This window comes from Alloalcanivorax xenomutans, assembly GCF_900217905.1.
GTDB classification, from domain to species: domain Bacteria; phylum Pseudomonadota; class Gammaproteobacteria; order Pseudomonadales; family Alcanivoracaceae; genus Alloalcanivorax; species Alloalcanivorax xenomutans.
This window is the reverse complement of the sequence record NZ_OBMO01000010.1, coordinates 149,430-165,092: the sequence shown is the minus strand read 5'-3', so window position 1 is coordinate 165,092 and position 15,663 is coordinate 149,430. Positions and strand designations below refer to the sequence as shown.

The 15,663-nt window shown below is 58.8% G+C and carries 12 protein-coding genes; 5 read left to right on the top strand and 7 right to left on the bottom strand.

All coding sequences use genetic code 11. The features are described 5' to 3' along the window. Positions 1–61: 61 nt before the first annotated feature. The 3 genes from CRO06_RS09990 to CRO06_RS09980 form a co-directional block, all read right to left on the bottom strand. On the bottom strand, positions 62–1,696 hold the full coding sequence (locus CRO06_RS09990) for a fatty acid--CoA ligase (protein WP_022997386.1): 1,635 nt from the start codon (positions 1,694–1,696) through the stop codon (positions 62–64). Positions 1,697–1,905: 209 nt separating this feature from the next. Further along, positions 1,906–3,288 carry a class II fumarate hydratase gene (locus CRO06_RS09985; RefSeq protein ID WP_022997387.1) on the bottom strand — a complete coding sequence of 461 codons (1,383 nt, stop codon included), beginning with the start codon at positions 3,286–3,288 and terminating at the stop codon, positions 1,906–1,908. 105 nt (positions 3,289–3,393) lie between these two features. After that, entirely contained in the window at positions 3,394–3,870 is a 477-nt protein-coding gene (locus CRO06_RS09980) for a MaoC family dehydratase (RefSeq protein WP_022997388.1), read from the bottom strand. 120 nt (positions 3,871–3,990) lie between these two features. Between CRO06_RS09980 and CRO06_RS09975 the strand changes: the two genes are divergently transcribed. After that, positions 3,991–5,244 carry a DUF2254 domain-containing protein gene (locus CRO06_RS09975; RefSeq protein WP_022997389.1) on the top strand — a complete coding sequence of 418 codons (1,254 nt, stop codon included), beginning with the start codon at positions 3,991–3,993 and terminating at the stop codon, positions 5,242–5,244. 6 nt (positions 5,245–5,250) lie between these two features. Here the strand turns inward: CRO06_RS09975 and mnmE are convergent, their stop codons facing one another. The 4 genes from mnmE to rpmH are packed head-to-tail and all read right to left on the bottom strand — an operon-like array spanning position 5,251 to position 9,035. Continuing rightward, positions 5,251–6,627, bottom strand: coding sequence for a tRNA uridine-5-carboxymethylaminomethyl(34) synthesis GTPase MnmE (mnmE, locus tag CRO06_RS09970; RefSeq protein WP_026948798.1), 1,377 nt, complete (start codon positions 6,625–6,627; stop codon positions 5,251–5,253). 54 nt (positions 6,628–6,681) lie between these two features. Continuing rightward, positions 6,682–8,421 (bottom strand): membrane protein insertase YidC, encoded by a 1,740-nt coding sequence (gene yidC / locus CRO06_RS09965; RefSeq protein ID WP_026948799.1) that lies wholly within the window; start codon positions 8,419–8,421, stop codon positions 6,682–6,684. A gap of 40 nt (positions 8,422–8,461) precedes the next feature. Next, positions 8,462–8,854 carry a ribonuclease P protein component gene (gene rnpA / locus CRO06_RS09960; RefSeq protein ID WP_055100278.1) on the bottom strand — a complete coding sequence of 131 codons (393 nt, stop codon included), beginning with the start codon at positions 8,852–8,854 and terminating at the stop codon, positions 8,462–8,464. Positions 8,855–8,900: 46 nt separating this feature from the next. Further along, positions 8,901–9,035: a 50S ribosomal protein L34 gene (rpmH, locus tag CRO06_RS09955; RefSeq protein WP_022997393.1), complete on the bottom strand. Its 135-nt coding sequence runs from the start codon at positions 9,033–9,035 to the stop codon at positions 8,901–8,903. 452 nt (positions 9,036–9,487) lie between these two features. Between rpmH and dnaA the strand changes: the two genes are divergently transcribed. From dnaA to gyrB, 4 genes are read left to right on the top strand one after another with little or no spacing between them, the layout of a single operon-like run. Then, a complete protein-coding gene (gene dnaA, locus CRO06_RS09950) occupies positions 9,488–10,888 on the top strand; it encodes a chromosomal replication initiator protein DnaA (RefSeq protein ID WP_026948801.1) in 1,401 nt (466 codons plus the stop codon). A 38-nt stretch (positions 10,889–10,926) separates the two neighbouring features. Beyond that, positions 10,927–12,027 (top strand): DNA polymerase III subunit beta, encoded by a 1,101-nt coding sequence (gene dnaN / locus CRO06_RS09945; RefSeq protein ID WP_022997395.1) that lies wholly within the window; start codon positions 10,927–10,929, stop codon positions 12,025–12,027. 51 nt (positions 12,028–12,078) lie between these two features. Continuing rightward, positions 12,079–13,182: a DNA replication/repair protein RecF gene (gene recF / locus CRO06_RS09940; RefSeq protein WP_097058351.1), complete on the top strand. Its 1,104-nt coding sequence runs from the start codon at positions 12,079–12,081 to the stop codon at positions 13,180–13,182. Between the two features lie 9 nt (positions 13,183–13,191). Next, complete coding sequence (gyrB, locus tag CRO06_RS09935) at positions 13,192–15,606, top strand: DNA topoisomerase (ATP-hydrolyzing) subunit B (RefSeq protein WP_097058350.1); 2,415 nt, start codon at positions 13,192–13,194, stop codon at positions 15,604–15,606. Positions 15,607–15,663: the final 57 nt, after the last annotated feature.

Here is a 15,663-nt window from a genome sequence, read left to right as displayed (position 1 = left end):
GCAGTCATTATGTGACAGGGGGAAGGGCAAGCCGGCGGGAGGGCTCCCGCCGGCCGGAGGGTCAGACCAGCTCCGCGCGCATCTTTTTCTTGTCCAGTTTGCCCACGGAGGTGCGTGGCAGCTCCTCCACGAACACCACGCGATCCGGGATGCCATAGCGGCTGATCACACCCTTCTCGGCATAATCGGCCACCATGTCGATGATCGCCTGCGCTTCCACTTCGGCGCCCTTGACCACCAGCGCCACCGGGCGTTCACCCCATTTCTCGTCCGGCACGCCCACCACCGCGCACTCACGCACGGCATCGTGCTGAAGAATCAGGCTCTCCAGATCCAGGGAGGATACCCACTCGCCGCCGGTCTTGATGACGTCCTTGATGCGGTCGGTGATTTTCAGCCAACCATCGGCGTCGATCACCCCGATATCCCCGGTGTGCATCCAGCCACCGCGCCACAACTCTTGGGAATTGGACTCGTCCTTCAGGTACCCCTGGGTCAGCCAGGGGGCGCGCAGCACCAGCTCACCCTGCGACTTGCCGTCGTGGGGCACATCGTTCATGTCACCGTCGACAATGCGCCACTGCACCATGGGAACCGGACGGCCAGTGCGGGTGCGGTAATCCGCCTGGGTTTCCAGATCGGCCTGTTCCAGCTCCGGCGTCAGCAGAGCCAGGGAGATCAGCGGACAGGTCTCGCTCATGCCGTAACCGCTGTAAATGTCGATACCACGTTCCAGGGCTCCCTTGGCCAAGGGCTTGGGCAGCGCGGAACCGCCAATGATCACCTTCCAGCCACTCAGATCGATGTTCTTCACCGCTTCCGATTGCAACAGCATCTGAATGATGGTGGGCACGCAGTGGGAGAAGGTCACCTTTTCAGTGATCAGCAGCTTGAGCAGGGTTTCCGGCACATAGCGGCCTGGATAAACCTGCTTCACGCCGAGCAAAGTGGCGACGAACGGCACGCCCCAGGCGTGCACGTGGAACATCGGCGTGATCGGCATGTACACGTCGTTCTGATTGAAACGGCCGTGACCGGTGCCGGTCAGAGCGGCACGGCCGGCAAAGGTGTGCAGCACCAGTTGCCGGTGGGAGAAGTACACGCCCTTGGGCAGCCCCGTAGTCCCCGTGGTGTAGAAGGTGGTGGCACGGGTATTCTCATCCAGCTCCGGGAAATCGAATTGGGCGGAAGCCTGGGCCACCAGAGCCTCGTACTCACCGGCCAGATCAATGGCGGTGTCGGTGTCGCCGCCTTCGTCATCCAGCAGAATGTAAGTCTTGACCGTCTCGATGCGGTCCTTGATCTGATCCAGCACCGGCAGGAATTCCCGGTTCACCAGAATCACATCATCCTCGGCGTGGTTGATGGTGTAGAGAATCTGCTCCGGGCTCAGACGCACGTTCACGGTGTGCAGGACCGCGCCCATCATCGGCACGGCGAAGAACGCTTCCAGATAGCGATGGGTGTCCCAGTCCATCACCGCCACGGTATCACCGGGTTTCACTCCTTGCTGTTGCAAGGCGCTGGCGAGACGAGCAACCCGCTCCCCCATTTCCCGATAGGTCATCCGCCGCTGGTCGGCGTAGACGATTTCCTGATTGGGTGCGTTGCGAACGCCGGCCTCCAGGATACTGTTGATCAAGAGCGGTGACTCCACGGCTTCCGCGGTACGCTGGATGGTCAGATCGTTGCTCATCGGTTACTACTCTCCATCACATTTTTATTGTCACAGTGGCGAATCCGGACACCGGCGCCACGCCTGGCCTCCCCACATAAAATCGCCGGGAGCGATTCTTGACGTTGCCTTGGCAACGGCCCGGAGGGTGACCACCAGCGGAGGTGGTCACAAAAGCCCGGCGCCAAGCCTGTCACAGCTGATCGTCGAGGTCACGAGCGGCGGCTGACTCAAGAGTCAGAGGCCGCCGGATGCGTCAGTTTGAGCGGGTCGAGTAAAGCGGTGAGTTCCTCCACCGACAGGTCGGTCTGCTCCGCCGCCACATCGATCACCGGCCGGCCGCTGGCGAACGCCTGTTTGGCGATGGCCGCCGCCTTCTCATAGCCGATCACCGGGTTCAGAGCGGTGACCAGGATCGGATTGCGCCCCACGCCCTCGGCCAGATGCTCACGGTTGTAAGTCAGCCCGGCGATAGCCTGATCCGCCAGATTCCGGCAGCTGTTGGCCAGCCACTCCACCATATCCAGGAGGTTGGCGGCCACCAGCGGCAACATGACATTCAACTGAAAATTACCGCTCTGCGCCGCCACCGTATTGGCCTGATCCAGACCGATCACCTGAGCGGCGACCATGGTGGCGGACTCACAGATCACCGGATTGACCTTCCCTGGCATGATCGACGACCCCGGCTGGGTGGCCGGCAACTGAATTTCCGCCAAACCATGAATCGGACCGGAGTTCATCCAGCGCAGGTCATTACTGATTTTCATCAACACCACCGCCAGACCGCGCAATGCCGACGACAGTGCCAGTGGTGCATCCACGGCGCTCTGCGCCACGGCCGGGTACGGCATGGCGGTAAACGGATGTCCGGTTTCATCGGATAACGCATCGACGAAGCGCTCGGCAAACTCAGCATGGGCGTTGATACCGGTCCCCACCGCGGTACCGCCCTGCGGCAAGGCATGCAATTCGTCCCGGGCGCCAGCCAGACGCTGGCTGGCCGCCTGCAGTTGCAGCACCCAGGTGCGCAACTCCTGTTCCACCGTCACCGGCATGGCGTCCATCAGGTGAGTGCGGCCGGTTTTGACCAAATCCTTGCCCTCCCCGGCCTTCGACCCCAGCGTGGTGATCAAATGCTCGAGGGCGGGCATCAATTGCTCGTTAACGGCCATCGCCGACGACACGTGAATGGCGGTGGGAATGGTGTCATTGCTGCTCTGGCCGAGATTGACGTGATCGTTGGGATGCACGTCGACGCCCTGGGTCTGGCACAGATGGGCCACCACCTCATTGACGTTCATGTTGGTGCTGGTACCGGAACCGGTCTGGAACACGTCCACCGGGAACTGATCCCGATGCTCGCCGTTGATCAGCGCTTCGCAGACCGAACGGATAGCGTCACCCCGCTCCTCGGACAGCAGCTCCAGATCCACGTTCACCGAGGCCGCGCAACGCTTGATCCGGGCCACCGCCTGAATGAAACGGAACGGCAGCCGCCGGCCGCTGATTGGGAAATTATTCACCGCGCGCTGCGTCTGCGCGCCCCACAACGCCGCCTTTGGTACCGCCACTTCGCCCAGGGAATCCTTCTCCACCCGTGTGTCGTTCATGACCGTTCTCCTCAGCCGGGAAGTGAAAGGTCAGTATCGGCAAGGCCCGGTTGGACGTCCAGGGGAGCGCGGGCAATTCCGGCCATAGTCATGGCCGATACCGCCTCAAACCGGCCGCTTGAGAATCAGCCCCATGCCTTTGAAACTGGCCACCACTTCGCCATGCTGATTGACGCCTTCCATCAACGAGTAAATGAGGCCGCGATCGGGTTTGGAGCGGGACGGGCGCGCCTCAAGGACGGTGGCGCGCATGGACAGCCGGTCACCGGGGCGTACTGGTTTGTGCCAACGCACCTCATCCACCCCGGGGGAAGCCAGCCCCGCCACGGTGGAAACATAGTTATCCACCATCAGCCGCATCATCAGGCTGAGGGTGTGCCAGCCACTGGCGATCAGCCCCTGGAAGGGGCCGGCCGCGGCGGCCTCGGGATCGGTGTGCATCTTCTGGGGGTCGAAGCGGCGGGCGAAAGAAAGCACTTCTTCCTCCTCCACCTCAATGGAGCCCAGGTCATAGGTGGTGCCCACCTGGTAATCTTCAAAATAGCGGTCGTGCTGGGGCTTGCTGAAGTTCGTTATTGTCATCGTGTTCTCCCATGCAAACGAAAGATCCGATCATAGCGCCGACCGGATACCAATAACGACCCCCACTACCCCGCGTCTCTGAGGTATTCTGAAGCCATCGTCAGGGCAAGGAGTGCAAGGATGTTTTCAAAATGGCAGTGGCTGCTGGTCCAGTTCTCCCGCGCCCTCTGGGTACGGGCCACCGCGTTCGCCATTCTCGCCGTGGCCACTTCTTTGCTGGCCATTATCGGCCAGCGCTGGCTGCCACCGGATATACCGGTGAGCATTGGCGCGGAAGCCGTGGACACCATTCTCAATGTGCTGGCTTCCAGCATGCTGGCGGTCACCACCTTTTCCCTCAGTGTCATGGTCAGTGCCTACAGCGCCGCCACCACCAACGTGACTCCCCGGGCCACGCGGTTGCTGATGCAGGACACCACCACTCAGAACGTCTTGGCCACTTTCATTGGTTCCTTCCTGTTCAGTCTGGTCGGGTTGGTGGCCCTCAGCACCGGTGCCTACGGCGAAGGCGGCCGGGTGATTCTGTTTCTGGTCACGCTGGTGGTGATCGTTATTATCGTCGTCACTATTCTGCGCTGGATTGAACATCTGTCGCGCCTCGGCCGGGTGGGTGAAACCACCGACCGGGTGGAACAGGCCACTTGCGCGGCCATTATTCAGCGTGCCGCCAACCCGGCCCTGGGCGGCAAACCTTTCTCCCCCGACCAGCCGATTCCGGACCAGGCTCTTCCCGTCTACCCGACATTGGTGGGTTACATTCAACATGTGGACGTGGAAGCGCTCGCCCAGTGGGCGGAACAGAACGATGCCGAGATTTACCTGACCGCCCTTCCGGGCGGTTTTGTGCATCCGGCCCGGCCCGTTGCCTGGCTGATCGGCGCCACCGACGACGACACCTCTTCCGTGCGGGAGCATTTCACCGTGGATGACGAACGATCCTTCGACCAGGATCCCCGCTTCGGCCTGGTGGTACTTTCAGAAATTGCGTCGCGGGCGTTGTCCCCAGCGGTCAATGACCCCGGCACCGCCATTGATGTGATCGGACGGGCGGTGCGGGTTCTCCATCACTGGCATACCCAACGTGGTGAAGCGGATGATACCGTGCGCTGGCCCCGGATCCGGGTTCCCTTGCTCGACGAAAGGGAATTTTTCGACGATCTGTTCAACCCCATCGCCCGGGACGGCGCGGCCTTATTGGAAGTGCAGATTCGCCTGCAGAAGGCCTTCGAGGTCTTGGCCTCTTACGGCGGCTCCTTTCGCGCCAGCGCCCGGCTTCATGCCCGCTTGGCACTGGCGCGGGCGGAGCAGGCATTAGCCTTGGAGCGGGACCGGGCGGAACTGCGGGAGCTGGCCCGCTGGATGGAGCAGGATTGAGCCAGGCTATTTGCCGATGCAGAACGACGAGAAAATCCGCCCCAGAAGATCGTCGGCGGTAAAGGCCCCGGTGATGTCTTCAAGGGCCTTCTGTGCCGCGCGCAGGTCCTCGGCAAGCAGTTCGCCGGCGGCGTGATCACCCAGTTGGCGCTGGCCTTTATCGAGCGCGGCCAGGGCCTGCTCCAGGGCGGTGATGTGGCGGCGGCGCGCGGAAAACGGGCTTTCGTCGGTACTCTGGTAGCCGGCCACGGCCTTGAGGTGGTCGCGCAACGCATCCAGCCCCTCTCCCGAGGCGGCGGAAATCACGAAGGTGTCCGGGTGGCCGTCCAGGGGACCAGGCGCCAGCCCGCTAAGATCGGCCTTGTTGAGCACAATGGTGACCGGCAGTTCCAGATTTTCCAGCTGTTTCTGGCTGTCCGGCAGTAACAAGGCGGGCTCCTTCAGGGATTCGGTTCCGGTTTGCGAATCCACCACCACCAGCAGCCGGTCCGCCTTGCGCATCTCCTCGTATGCCCGGCGAATCCCCTCTTGCTCCACCCGGTCAGGACTTTCACGCAGGCCGGCGGTATCGATCACATTCAATGGCAGGCCATCGATCTGGATCGATTCACGCAGCACGTCCCGAGTGGTTCCGGGCACTTCGGTAACGATGGCGGCGTCGAAACCGGCCAAGCGGTTCATCAGGGAGGATTTGCCGGCATTGGGCCGCCCGGCGATGACCAGGGTCAGCCCTTCACGGACTAGGCGCCCCTGGCGGGCAGTGGCGAGTACCCGGTTCACTTGCGCCAACAATGCCCGCAGGTCAGCGGCCACCCGCCCATCGGAGAGAAAGTCGATCTCCTCCTCGGGAAAATCGATGGCGGCTTCCACATAGATGCGCAGTTGGATCAACTGCTCCACCAACCGATTCACTTCCTCGGAGAACGCCCCCTGAAGGGAGCGCAGAGCAGCGCGGGCCGACGCCTGGGTGCCGGCATCGACCAGATCAGCGATGGCTTCCGCCTGAGCCAGATCCAGTTTGTCGTTCAAGAACGCCCGCTGGGAGAATTCACCGGGCCGGGCCTGACGGGCGCCGTGGTAAAGGCAAGCGCGGACCAGCATATCCAGCACCACCGGGCCGCCATGCCCCTGGAATTCCACCACATCCTCGCCGGTGAAGGAGCCGGGGCCGGGGAACGACAACACCAGTCCCTCATCGATGACCTCTCCCCGCTCATCACGAAAACGACGGAAATGAGCCTGGCGCGGCTGTAATGGCCGATCACCGACCACGCCGGCGGCGATGTCCAGCGCGCGATCACCGGAAAGCCGCACCACGCCGACACCGCCACGGCCGGGGGCGGTGGCGATGGCGACGATGGTATCGGAATCAGTGGCGGACATGATGAGCTTACCCGGAACCGGAATCACAGAGGGGGCCAACGGCCCCCTCTGTCATCACTCCCGCTCGATTCGGCGGGTAATGATGTATTGCTGGCCGATGGACAGCAGGTTATTGGTCAGCCAGTAGAGTACCAGACCCGCCGGGAACCACAGCATGAACACCGAGAAGATCACCGGCATCCATTTCATTACCTGGGCCTGGGTGGGGTCCGCCGGCGTCGGATTCAGACGGGTCTGCAGGAACATGGACGCGCCCATCAGAATCGGCAAGACGAAGTACGGGTCCATGACCGACAAATCCTGGATCCACAGGAAGAACGGCGCCTGACGCAGCTCCACGGATTCCAGCAGTACATAGTACAGGGCAATGAACACCGGCATTTGCACCAGAATCGGCAAGCAGCCGCCGAGCGGATTGATCTTCTCCCGCTGGAACAGCTTCATGGTCTCCATTTGCTGCTTCTGCTTGTCGCTCTTGTGCTCTTCGCGGATACGCTGCATCTCCGGAGCCACCTTCCGCATCTTGGCCATGGAGCGGTAGCTGGCGGCACTGAGTTTGAAGAACAGCGCCTTGATGATGAAGGTCAGCAGGATGATCGCCACACCCCAGTTCCCCACGCCGACGCCCAAATCCATATTCAGACCGAAGATGGAAAGCTTGCCGCTTTGCAGGAACACCAGCAGGGCGAAGATCGGCTGGGACAGGAACCACAGCCAGCCGTAGTCCACGGTCATGTTCAGCCCGGGGCTGATGGCCTCCAGGTGATCCTGGATTTTCGGGCCAGCGTAGAACTCAGCGTACATCTGCCCGGTTTCGCCGGGAGCCACTTTCTGTCCCTGGGATACGAACCGCAACAGGTATTGGTCACGGTTCTTCTGGTACACCGTGGAATAGGTCTGCTGCAGTTGCGGATCAGGGATCCAGGCGGACAGGAAATAGTGCTGAACCATGGCGATCCAGCCGCCTTCCTGCGTGGTACGCAGGGCGGATTCTTCCATATCGCCGAATTTCAGCTTGTTGTACGGCTTTTCGCTGGACCAGTAGGCGGCGCCCAGATAGGTGGGCATGGGCGCGAACCCTTGCTTGGACAGGCCCGGATCATCGCCGCCATCACGCTTGATCTGGCCGTAGAGCTGGCCGCTCCAGGTTTCTCCACTATTGTTCTCGACAATGTGGGTTACCCGCACCAGGTAACTGCCGCGCTCGAACGTGTAGCGCTTGGTGATCTTGGCGCCGTTGTCCTGGGTCAGTGTCAGATCCACGTTCAGCTCATGGGCATCGCCCATCTGGTAGCTCTGTTCGGCGCTGCTCCACACCGGACGGCCGGAAGCGGAATCGGTGCCATTGGCACCGATCAGACCAGTCTGAGCCACATAGGTGCGGGAGGAGGTGTTCTCCAGCAGCACAAAGGGCTGATCCGGCGTGTCGGCGTGGCGAGGATAAGCCGGCAGGCTCAAGCGCACGATGTCGCCACCACGGGGGTTGATTTCCAGGTTCAACACATCGGTGGTGACATGAATGGCACCACCGTTTTGTGCTTTGTTGTCCGGAATGCTGTCGCTTACTTCTCCGCCGGGAATGGAGGATGCCGTCGGGTCGGTATGCTCCTGCGGATCGGGCACCAGGTCGTTGCCCGTGGTATTGGCGTTGCTATCGGCATTATTGCCCGCCACTTGCTCGCTGATTTGCGGCTCGACGGTGTCCGGGGCGGCGTAGTCTCGCTGCCAGGCCTGAATCATCAGGTAGGAGACAACGGCAATGCCCGTAATGACAAGGGCTCGGGGGATATCCATAGCTTTGTATTCGGCTGGCGGAAAAGCGGGGGGCAGTTTCTCAGTCTTGCCTACGCTTGGCAAGCAGCTTGTCGAACAGCCGCGCCAACTGAGGGGTCCAGTTTTCCTTTCCGGCTGGCAGGGGTCCGCGCATCAATACCACGATATCCAGGCCGGTCAGTTCGTGCTGGCGCAAACGAAACTGTTCGCGGATCCGGCGTTTCACGGCACCACGGTCCACCGCACGCCGAATGCGACGTTTGGCGATCACCAGGCCCAGACGTGGCAAGGGTTGATCGGTTTCCCGAGCCAATAGCAGAAAACATTGCTGGCCAATGCGCCAATCGGCTTGATCGAACACAGTCTGAAAGGCCTTGCCGTCAAGCAGGCGTAGATCGCGGGAAAACCCGAATCGGGAAGAGGAGTTACTGGGGAGAGGTACTGATGGGCTCACCGTGTCTGATACCCCGGTGATGCCACCAGAAGAAACAGCGATTGGCTTATACAGCCAACCGCTTGCGGCCTTTGGCGCGACGAGCGGCCAGTACCTTACGTCCGTTTTTGGTAGCCATGCGAGCGCGGAAGCCGTGGTTACGCTTACGCTTCAGATTGCTCGGCTGGAATGTGCGTTTCATGGCGGCATCCCCGCTGTGGAAGTCTTAAGAGGGCGCGGATGTTAGCCCTGGCTTGTCTCTCTGTCAAGCGCTTTGCCGGATGGGAGGGTTAGCTTATCAATATCTTTAAATATTTATTTTCTTATTTAGTGATAGTAGTTCTTATAGGCAAAGCCAATTCTGGGGATAAGCCGGAAAAGTGTAAGTAGATCAGTGTGTTGTGATGTGAGTAACCGACGTATAACTGTGTGTAACTCCTGGTGACTAAGCTGGGACAAGCTGTCCGGAACTGTGGGAGAAATCAGTTCAACCGGTTATCCCCATACTTATACGCCCCCCTGCCAACAGGGTTGCGGACCTAGTTATCCACAGAAAAAGATAAGCGAAAAAAGACCTGCCGTGCTGTGGATAGTTACACGCTCAGAGGTATAGAATGGCCCGTTCAAATTCACGGTTTCTGGCAAGGCGGGGATGTGTCCAAAACGCTTTGGAATCGCTGTTTGACGCGACTTGAGGACGAGTTGCCGTCACAGCAGTTCAATATGTGGATTCGCCCTTTGCAGGTGTCGGTATCCGCCGATGGCGCGGAGATGACGCTGTTCGCGCCTAATCGTTTCGTGGTGGATTGGGTCCGCGACAAGTATATGGAGCGTATCGGCGAGGTCATGGGGGAGATGGAACAAGGCCCCCTGCCCCAGTTGCGTCTTGAGGTTGGTAGTTCCCGGGTGACCGAGATTATCCCCAAGCGCCAGGCGCCCGAGCCTCGCCCCGCGGCAGTAGCTCAAACGACGGAAACGCGTCCGGCGCCGCCACCGGCTCCCCCCTCTGATGTGGGGTTGGCGGCCAAGCACCGTAGTAACCTCAATACCGGCTTCACCTTTCCGACCTTCGTTGAGGGTAAGTCCAATCGCATGGCCTGCGCCGCCGCCCAGCAGGTGGCGGAGAACCCGGCCAGCCATGGTTACAACCCCTTGCTGCTCTACGGTGGCGTGGGGCTGGGCAAGACGCACCTGATGCATGCGGTGGGCAACGAGTTGTTGCGGCGTAATCCCAACGCCAAGGTGGTTTATCTGCATTCCGAGCGCTTTGTCGCGGATATGATTTCCGCGCTGCGAAACAAGACCATCAATGAATTCAAGCGGTTCTACCGATCCGTGGACGCGCTCCTGATTGATGATATTCAGTTTTTTGCAGGAAAAGAGCAGTCCCAGGAAGAGTTCTTCCATACCTTCAACGCTCTGTTGGAGAATGGGCAGCAGATCATCCTGACTTGCGACAAGTTTCCCAAGGAAGTGGATGGTCTGGAGGAACGTCTCAAGAGCCGGTTCGGCTGGGGGTTATCTCAGCCGCTGGAGCCGCCGGAGTTGGAAACCCGGGTGGCGATCTTGAAGAAGAAGGCGGAAGAGGCCCGTATTGAGCTGCCTAATGACGCGGCCTTCTTTATCGCCCAGCGTATTCGTTCCAATGTACGGGAACTGGAAGGCGCCCTGCGCCGGGTCATTGCCCATGTGCGGTTTACCGGGGCGCAGATTGATATCGGTTTGATCAAGGAAGCCTTGAAGGATCTGATTGCGCTGCAGGCGCGACAGATCAGTATCGATAACATTCAGCGTACTGTGGCTGAGTACTACAAGATCAAGATTCCGGATCTGCACTCACCACGCCGGACTCGTTCAGTGGCGCGGCCGAGGCAGATCGCCATGGCATTGTCGAAGGAATTGACCAGCCACAGTTTACCTGAGATTGGCGCCAGTTTTGGTGGGCGTGATCACACCACGGTGTTGCATGCCTGCCGAAAAGTGAATGAACTTCGGGAAACTAGTCCCGAAATTGAGGAAGATTACCAAAATTTGCTGAGAACTCTCACGTCTTGACGGCGCTGGGGTCGGCTCATCGATGACGGGAAAGGGACATGAAATTTTCGATCAACCGTGAACAGGTGCTTAAGCCGCTGCAGCAGGTAGCGGCGGTAGTTGAGAAGCGGCAGACGCTGCCCGTGCTGTCCAATGTGCTGGTGGAAGTCAGCGATGGCTGGCTGGCGCTGACGGGCACCGACCTGGAATTGGAGCTGGTGGCTCGCCTGCCGCTGGAGGGGGAAAACCAGGGCGGCGAGACTACGGTCCCAGCTCGCAAATTGGTTGATATTGTCAAGAGTTTGCCGGCGGAGGCGGAGATTCGTTTTGAGGTGGATGGCGAACGAATGCTGGTGAAATCCGGCCGTAGCCGGTTTTCTCTGTCTACTTTGCCCGCCTCCGAGTTTCCCAGTCAGGAAGAGGATAAGGCCGCGTCCGGATTTGATATCGCGCCGGGTGTTTTGCGCGGCTTAATTGATCGTACCGCCTTTTCCATGGCACAGCAGGATGTGCGTTATTACCTGAATGGTATGCTGTTCGAGTTGCGCCCAGGAGCACTGCGTGCGGTAGCCACCGACGGCCATCGTCTGGCCTTATGCGACGCGGAGCTGGAGGGGCCGGATCAGGAAGCCTCCGTGATTCTGCCGCGTAAAGGGGTTATGGAGTTGTCTCGTATTCTGGCGGATGCTGGCGAGATGGTGCGCCTGACCCTCGGGCGCAATCATGTTCGTATTGTCGCTGGCGCAATCACTTTCACGTCCAAATTGGTGGACGGTAAGTTCCCTGAATACGAGCGGGTCATCCCGAAAGACGGTCAACGCCGGATTCTCGCGGATCGCGAAACTCTGCGGCAGGCCCTGGCCCGTGTGGCGATTCTCTCCAATGAAAAATATCGTGGGGTTCGGGTGCAATTGTCCGAGGGGAGTTTGAGGGTGGTAGCGAACAACCCGGAGCAGGAAGAAGCGGAAGAGGAAGTGTCCGTTGATTTCAATGGCTCCCCATTGGAGATCGGTTTTAATGTCAGCTATCTGCTGGATGTGTTGACCACTCTGAATGGTCCTCAGGCGGATCTTGAGCTGGGAGACAGCAATAGCAGTGCCTTGATTACCGATCCGGAAGATAAAGCGGCGGTATACGTCGTCATGCCGATGCGCCTCTGACGCCGGCAGCAGGGCCTCGAGCACGTCGAGGCCCCCTTCCCCCTCCCCCTTATGCTCACCGAACTTCGTCTCTCAGACTTTCGAAATTATCATCAGGCGGATTTTTTGCCCTCTCCAGGGCTGAATCTCATTTTGGGCGCCAATGGTAGCGGCAAGACCAGCCTGCTGGAAGCCATCTATTTTATCGGTAGTGGGGGGCGGTCTTTTCGTGGGGGGAGACTGTCTCGTCTGGTTCGGGATGGTGCGCCCGCGGCTACCTTGTTCGCTGTGATTGATCAGCCATCTGGAAAGCAGGATAGATTGGGGGTCAGAAGAGCCTTATCCGGCATTGAGTCCTTAAAGCTCAACGGCCAGACACCCTCCGCCTTGAGTGATGTAGCTACCCTGCTTCCTGTTCTGGCATTACACCCTCAGTCCGTGGATTTGATATTTGGCGCCTCTTCTGTCCGCCGGCGTTTTCTGGATTGGGGAATGTTCCACGTGGAACATTCTTTTCTCGCGGCCTGGAAAGAAGCGAATGCCTTACTCAGGCAACGCAATGCGTTACTTAGGACAGGACAGGCGTCGCAAAGGGAGCTGCGCTATTGGGACCAGAAACTGGCAGCCAGTTCTGCTACTATTGAAGGGTTGCGCAGACCGTATCTGGCTCGGCTGAAAGCAGAGTGGCGAAAGATTCTGGAGAAGTTATCTCCTGATCTCAAAGTTAATTTGGAGCTGCATACTGGTTTGCGCCCTGGTGAAGATTATCTCCAGGCGCTGATTCGGACCGAGGAAGAAGACCGACGTCGAGGTTTTACCCATGCGGGCTTCCATCGGGCGGATGTCAGAATCACGAAAGATGGTGTGGTGGCCCGGGATCGTGTCTCCCGTGGGCAGGCAAAAATTTTGTCTTATGCCCTGGTACTCTCTCAGCTCCCCATGATCTCTGAAGCAAACAAGGTCTGCACTCTGCTTGTGGATGATCTGGGCTCTGAGCTGGATCAGACTCATAGGGACACCCTGTTGCGCTTTTTGACCATGGGGAACCATCAGACATTGATCACGGCGGTGGACGCGGACCATTTAGGGCGCGCCACCGTTGAAAACAGCGGTGCTGCCGCCCGAATGTTCCACGTGGAACATGGACGGATTCAGCGGATATCGAACGACTCGTAAGGGAAGAAAATGGCGGAAAACAGCTACGATTCATCCAGCATCAAGGTTCTCAAGGGCCTGGATGCCGTTCGCAAGCGGCCCGGCATGTATATTGGCGATACGGATGACGGCACCGGCTTGCATCATATGGTCTTCGAGGTCGTGGATAACTCCATCGATGAAGCCCTGGCGGGCTACTGTAGCGAGATCAAAGTCACCATCCATCCTGATGAATCCGTTTCCGTTACAGATAACGGTCGTGGTATTCCCGTGGATCTCCACCCGGAAGAAGGAATCAGTGCTGCGCAGGTGATCATGACGGTGCTGCATGCCGGAGGGAAGTTCGACGATAACTCCTACAAGGTTTCTGGTGGCTTACATGGCGTGGGGGTTTCCGTGGTCAATGCCCTCTCTGAAACTCTTAAGCTGACCATCCGCCGCCACGGCAAGGTTCACGAGCAGGTTTACCATGACGGAGTTCCGGAGAAGCCTCTGGAAGTCGTTGGAACCACGGAAAGCAGTGGGACCGCTATCCGCTTTCGGCCATCTTCCGGCACCTTCAACAATATCCAATTCCACTACGATATCCTGGCCAAACGCCTGAGGGAGCTGAGCTTCCTGAATTCCGGTGTCCGCATCCATCTTGTGGATGAACGCAGTGGTGATGAGGATGTGTTTGAGTATGAAGGCGGACTAAGTGCCTTTGTTACCTATCTGAACCAGAACAAGAATTCGCTGAATCAGGTGTTCCACTTCCAGGTGGATCGTGAAGACGGCATCAGCGTAGAGGTGGCAATGCAGTGGAATGACTCCTATCAGGAGAACATCTTCTGCTACACCAACAATATTCCACAGCGGGATGGCGGTACTCACCTGGCCGGATTTCGGGCGGCTTTGACCCGGACTCTGAATAACTACATGGAGAAAGAAGGCTTCCTGAAGCGGGAGAAAGCCAACCCGTCCGGAGACGATGCCCGGGAAGGACTAACCGCGATTATCTCGGTGAAGGTGCCAGATCCAAAATTTTCCAGCCAAACCAAGGACAAACTGGTGTCCTCGGAGGTGAAAAGCGCCGTCGAGCAGACCATGACGGAGCGTTTCCAGGACTTTCTACTGGAACATCCGGTCGAATCCAAGAACATTGTTCAAAAGATTATCGATGCGGCTCGGGCGCGGGATGCCGCACGCAAGGCCCGGGAAATGACACGCCGTAAAGGGGCGCTGGATATCGCCGGATTGCCTGGGAAACTGGCGGATTGCCAAGAGAAAGACCCTGCCCTGTCGGAGCTGTATATCGTGGAGGGTGATTCCGCGGGCGGATCCGCCAAACAGGGTCGGGACCGTAAGTATCAGGCTATCTTGCCGTTGAAGGGTAAGATCCTGAACGTGGAGAAGGCCCGCTTTGATAAGATGCTCTCCTCCCAGGAGGTGGCGACGCTGATTACGGCATTGGGCTGTGGTATCGGCCGGGATGAGTATGATGCGGATAAACTTCGCTATCATCGCATTATCATCATGACGGATGCGGACGTGGACGGTTCTCACATCCGTACCCTGCTTTTGACGTTCTTCTTCCGTCAAATGCCGGAACTGATTGTCCGCGGCCACATTTATATTGCTCAGCCTCCTCTGTATAAGGTGAAAAAGGGTAAGCAAGAAACCTATATCAAGGACGACCCCGCACTGGATGAGTATCTGACTACTCTGGCTCTGGATAAGGCCGCGCTCTACCCCGGTAACGAGGCACCGCCGATCAGTGGGGAGCCTCTGTCCAACCTGATTGGCGAATACCGGAAAGTCATGAAGCTCGTCGAGCGTCAATCACGGGTATTCCCGGCTCAGGTGCTGGAGGAGATGATTTATCTGCCCAGCATCGATGAAGGCAAGCTGGAAGATGAGGCTTTCATGGTGGACTGGTGCGCTAAATTGCAGGAGCGCCTGGCCAATCTCGGAAATAACATCCAGAAGTTCACTATCAGCGCCGAGAAAGATATGGAGCGGGGCCTGTTTTTGCCACGTGTGCGAGTACTCGCTCACGGCATAGTCCGCGAATATCAAGTCACTCTGGATTTTCTGGAGTCGCCGGACTATCAAAGCATCGCTCGGCTGGGGGAAACACTGGAGGGCTTGCTGGCCGATGATGCCAAGGTGGTCAGGGGCGAGGTGAGCCGTCCGATCCGGGATTTCGCCGAGGCCATGCTATGGCTGATGCAACAGGCCCGCCGCGGTATTAACGTACAGCGCTATAAAGGTCTGGGTGAAATGAACGCTGATCAATTGTGGGAAACCACCATGGACCCGGAATCCCGTCGCATGCTGCAGGTAACCGTGGAAGATGCCATCGCGGCGGATCAGATCTTTACTACCCTGATGGGCGATGATGTGGACCCCCGGCGTCAATTCATCGAGTCCAACGCTTTGTACGTATCCAACCTGGATATCTGACCAGCGGGGCTGATGCCCCCTCGTTCGTGTACAGCAACGAAAAGGGCTCCCAATGGG

Bases quoted from the DNA above. Each gene is read 5' to 3' on its own strand.
- CRO06_RS09990 (WP_022997386.1), bottom strand. From the start codon at position 1,696: ATGAGCAACGATCTGACCATCCAGCGTACCGCGGAAGCCGTGGAGTCA.
- CRO06_RS09985 (WP_022997387.1), bottom strand. From the start codon at position 3,288: ATGAACGACACACGGGTGGAGAAGGATTCCCTGGGCGAAGTGGCGGTA.
- CRO06_RS09980 (WP_022997388.1), bottom strand. From the start codon at position 3,870: ATGACAATAACGAACTTCAGCAAGCCCCAGCACGACCGCTATTTTGAA.
- CRO06_RS09975 (WP_022997389.1), top strand. From the start codon at position 3,991: ATGTTTTCAAAATGGCAGTGGCTGCTGGTCCAGTTCTCCCGCGCCCTC.
- mnmE (WP_026948798.1), bottom strand. From the start codon at position 6,627: ATGTCCGCCACTGATTCCGATACCATCGTCGCCATCGCCACCGCCCCC.
- yidC (WP_026948799.1), bottom strand. From the start codon at position 8,421: ATGGATATCCCCCGAGCCCTTGTCATTACGGGCATTGCCGTTGTCTCC.
- rpmH (WP_022997393.1), bottom strand. From the start codon at position 9,035: ATGAAACGCACATTCCAGCCGAGCAATCTGAAGCGTAAGCGTAACCAC.
- dnaN (WP_022997395.1), top strand. From the start codon at position 10,927: ATGAAATTTTCGATCAACCGTGAACAGGTGCTTAAGCCGCTGCAGCAG.
- recF (WP_097058351.1), top strand. From the start codon at position 12,079: ATGCTCACCGAACTTCGTCTCTCAGACTTTCGAAATTATCATCAGGCG.
- gyrB (WP_097058350.1), top strand. From the start codon at position 13,192: ATGGCGGAAAACAGCTACGATTCATCCAGCATCAAGGTTCTCAAGGGC.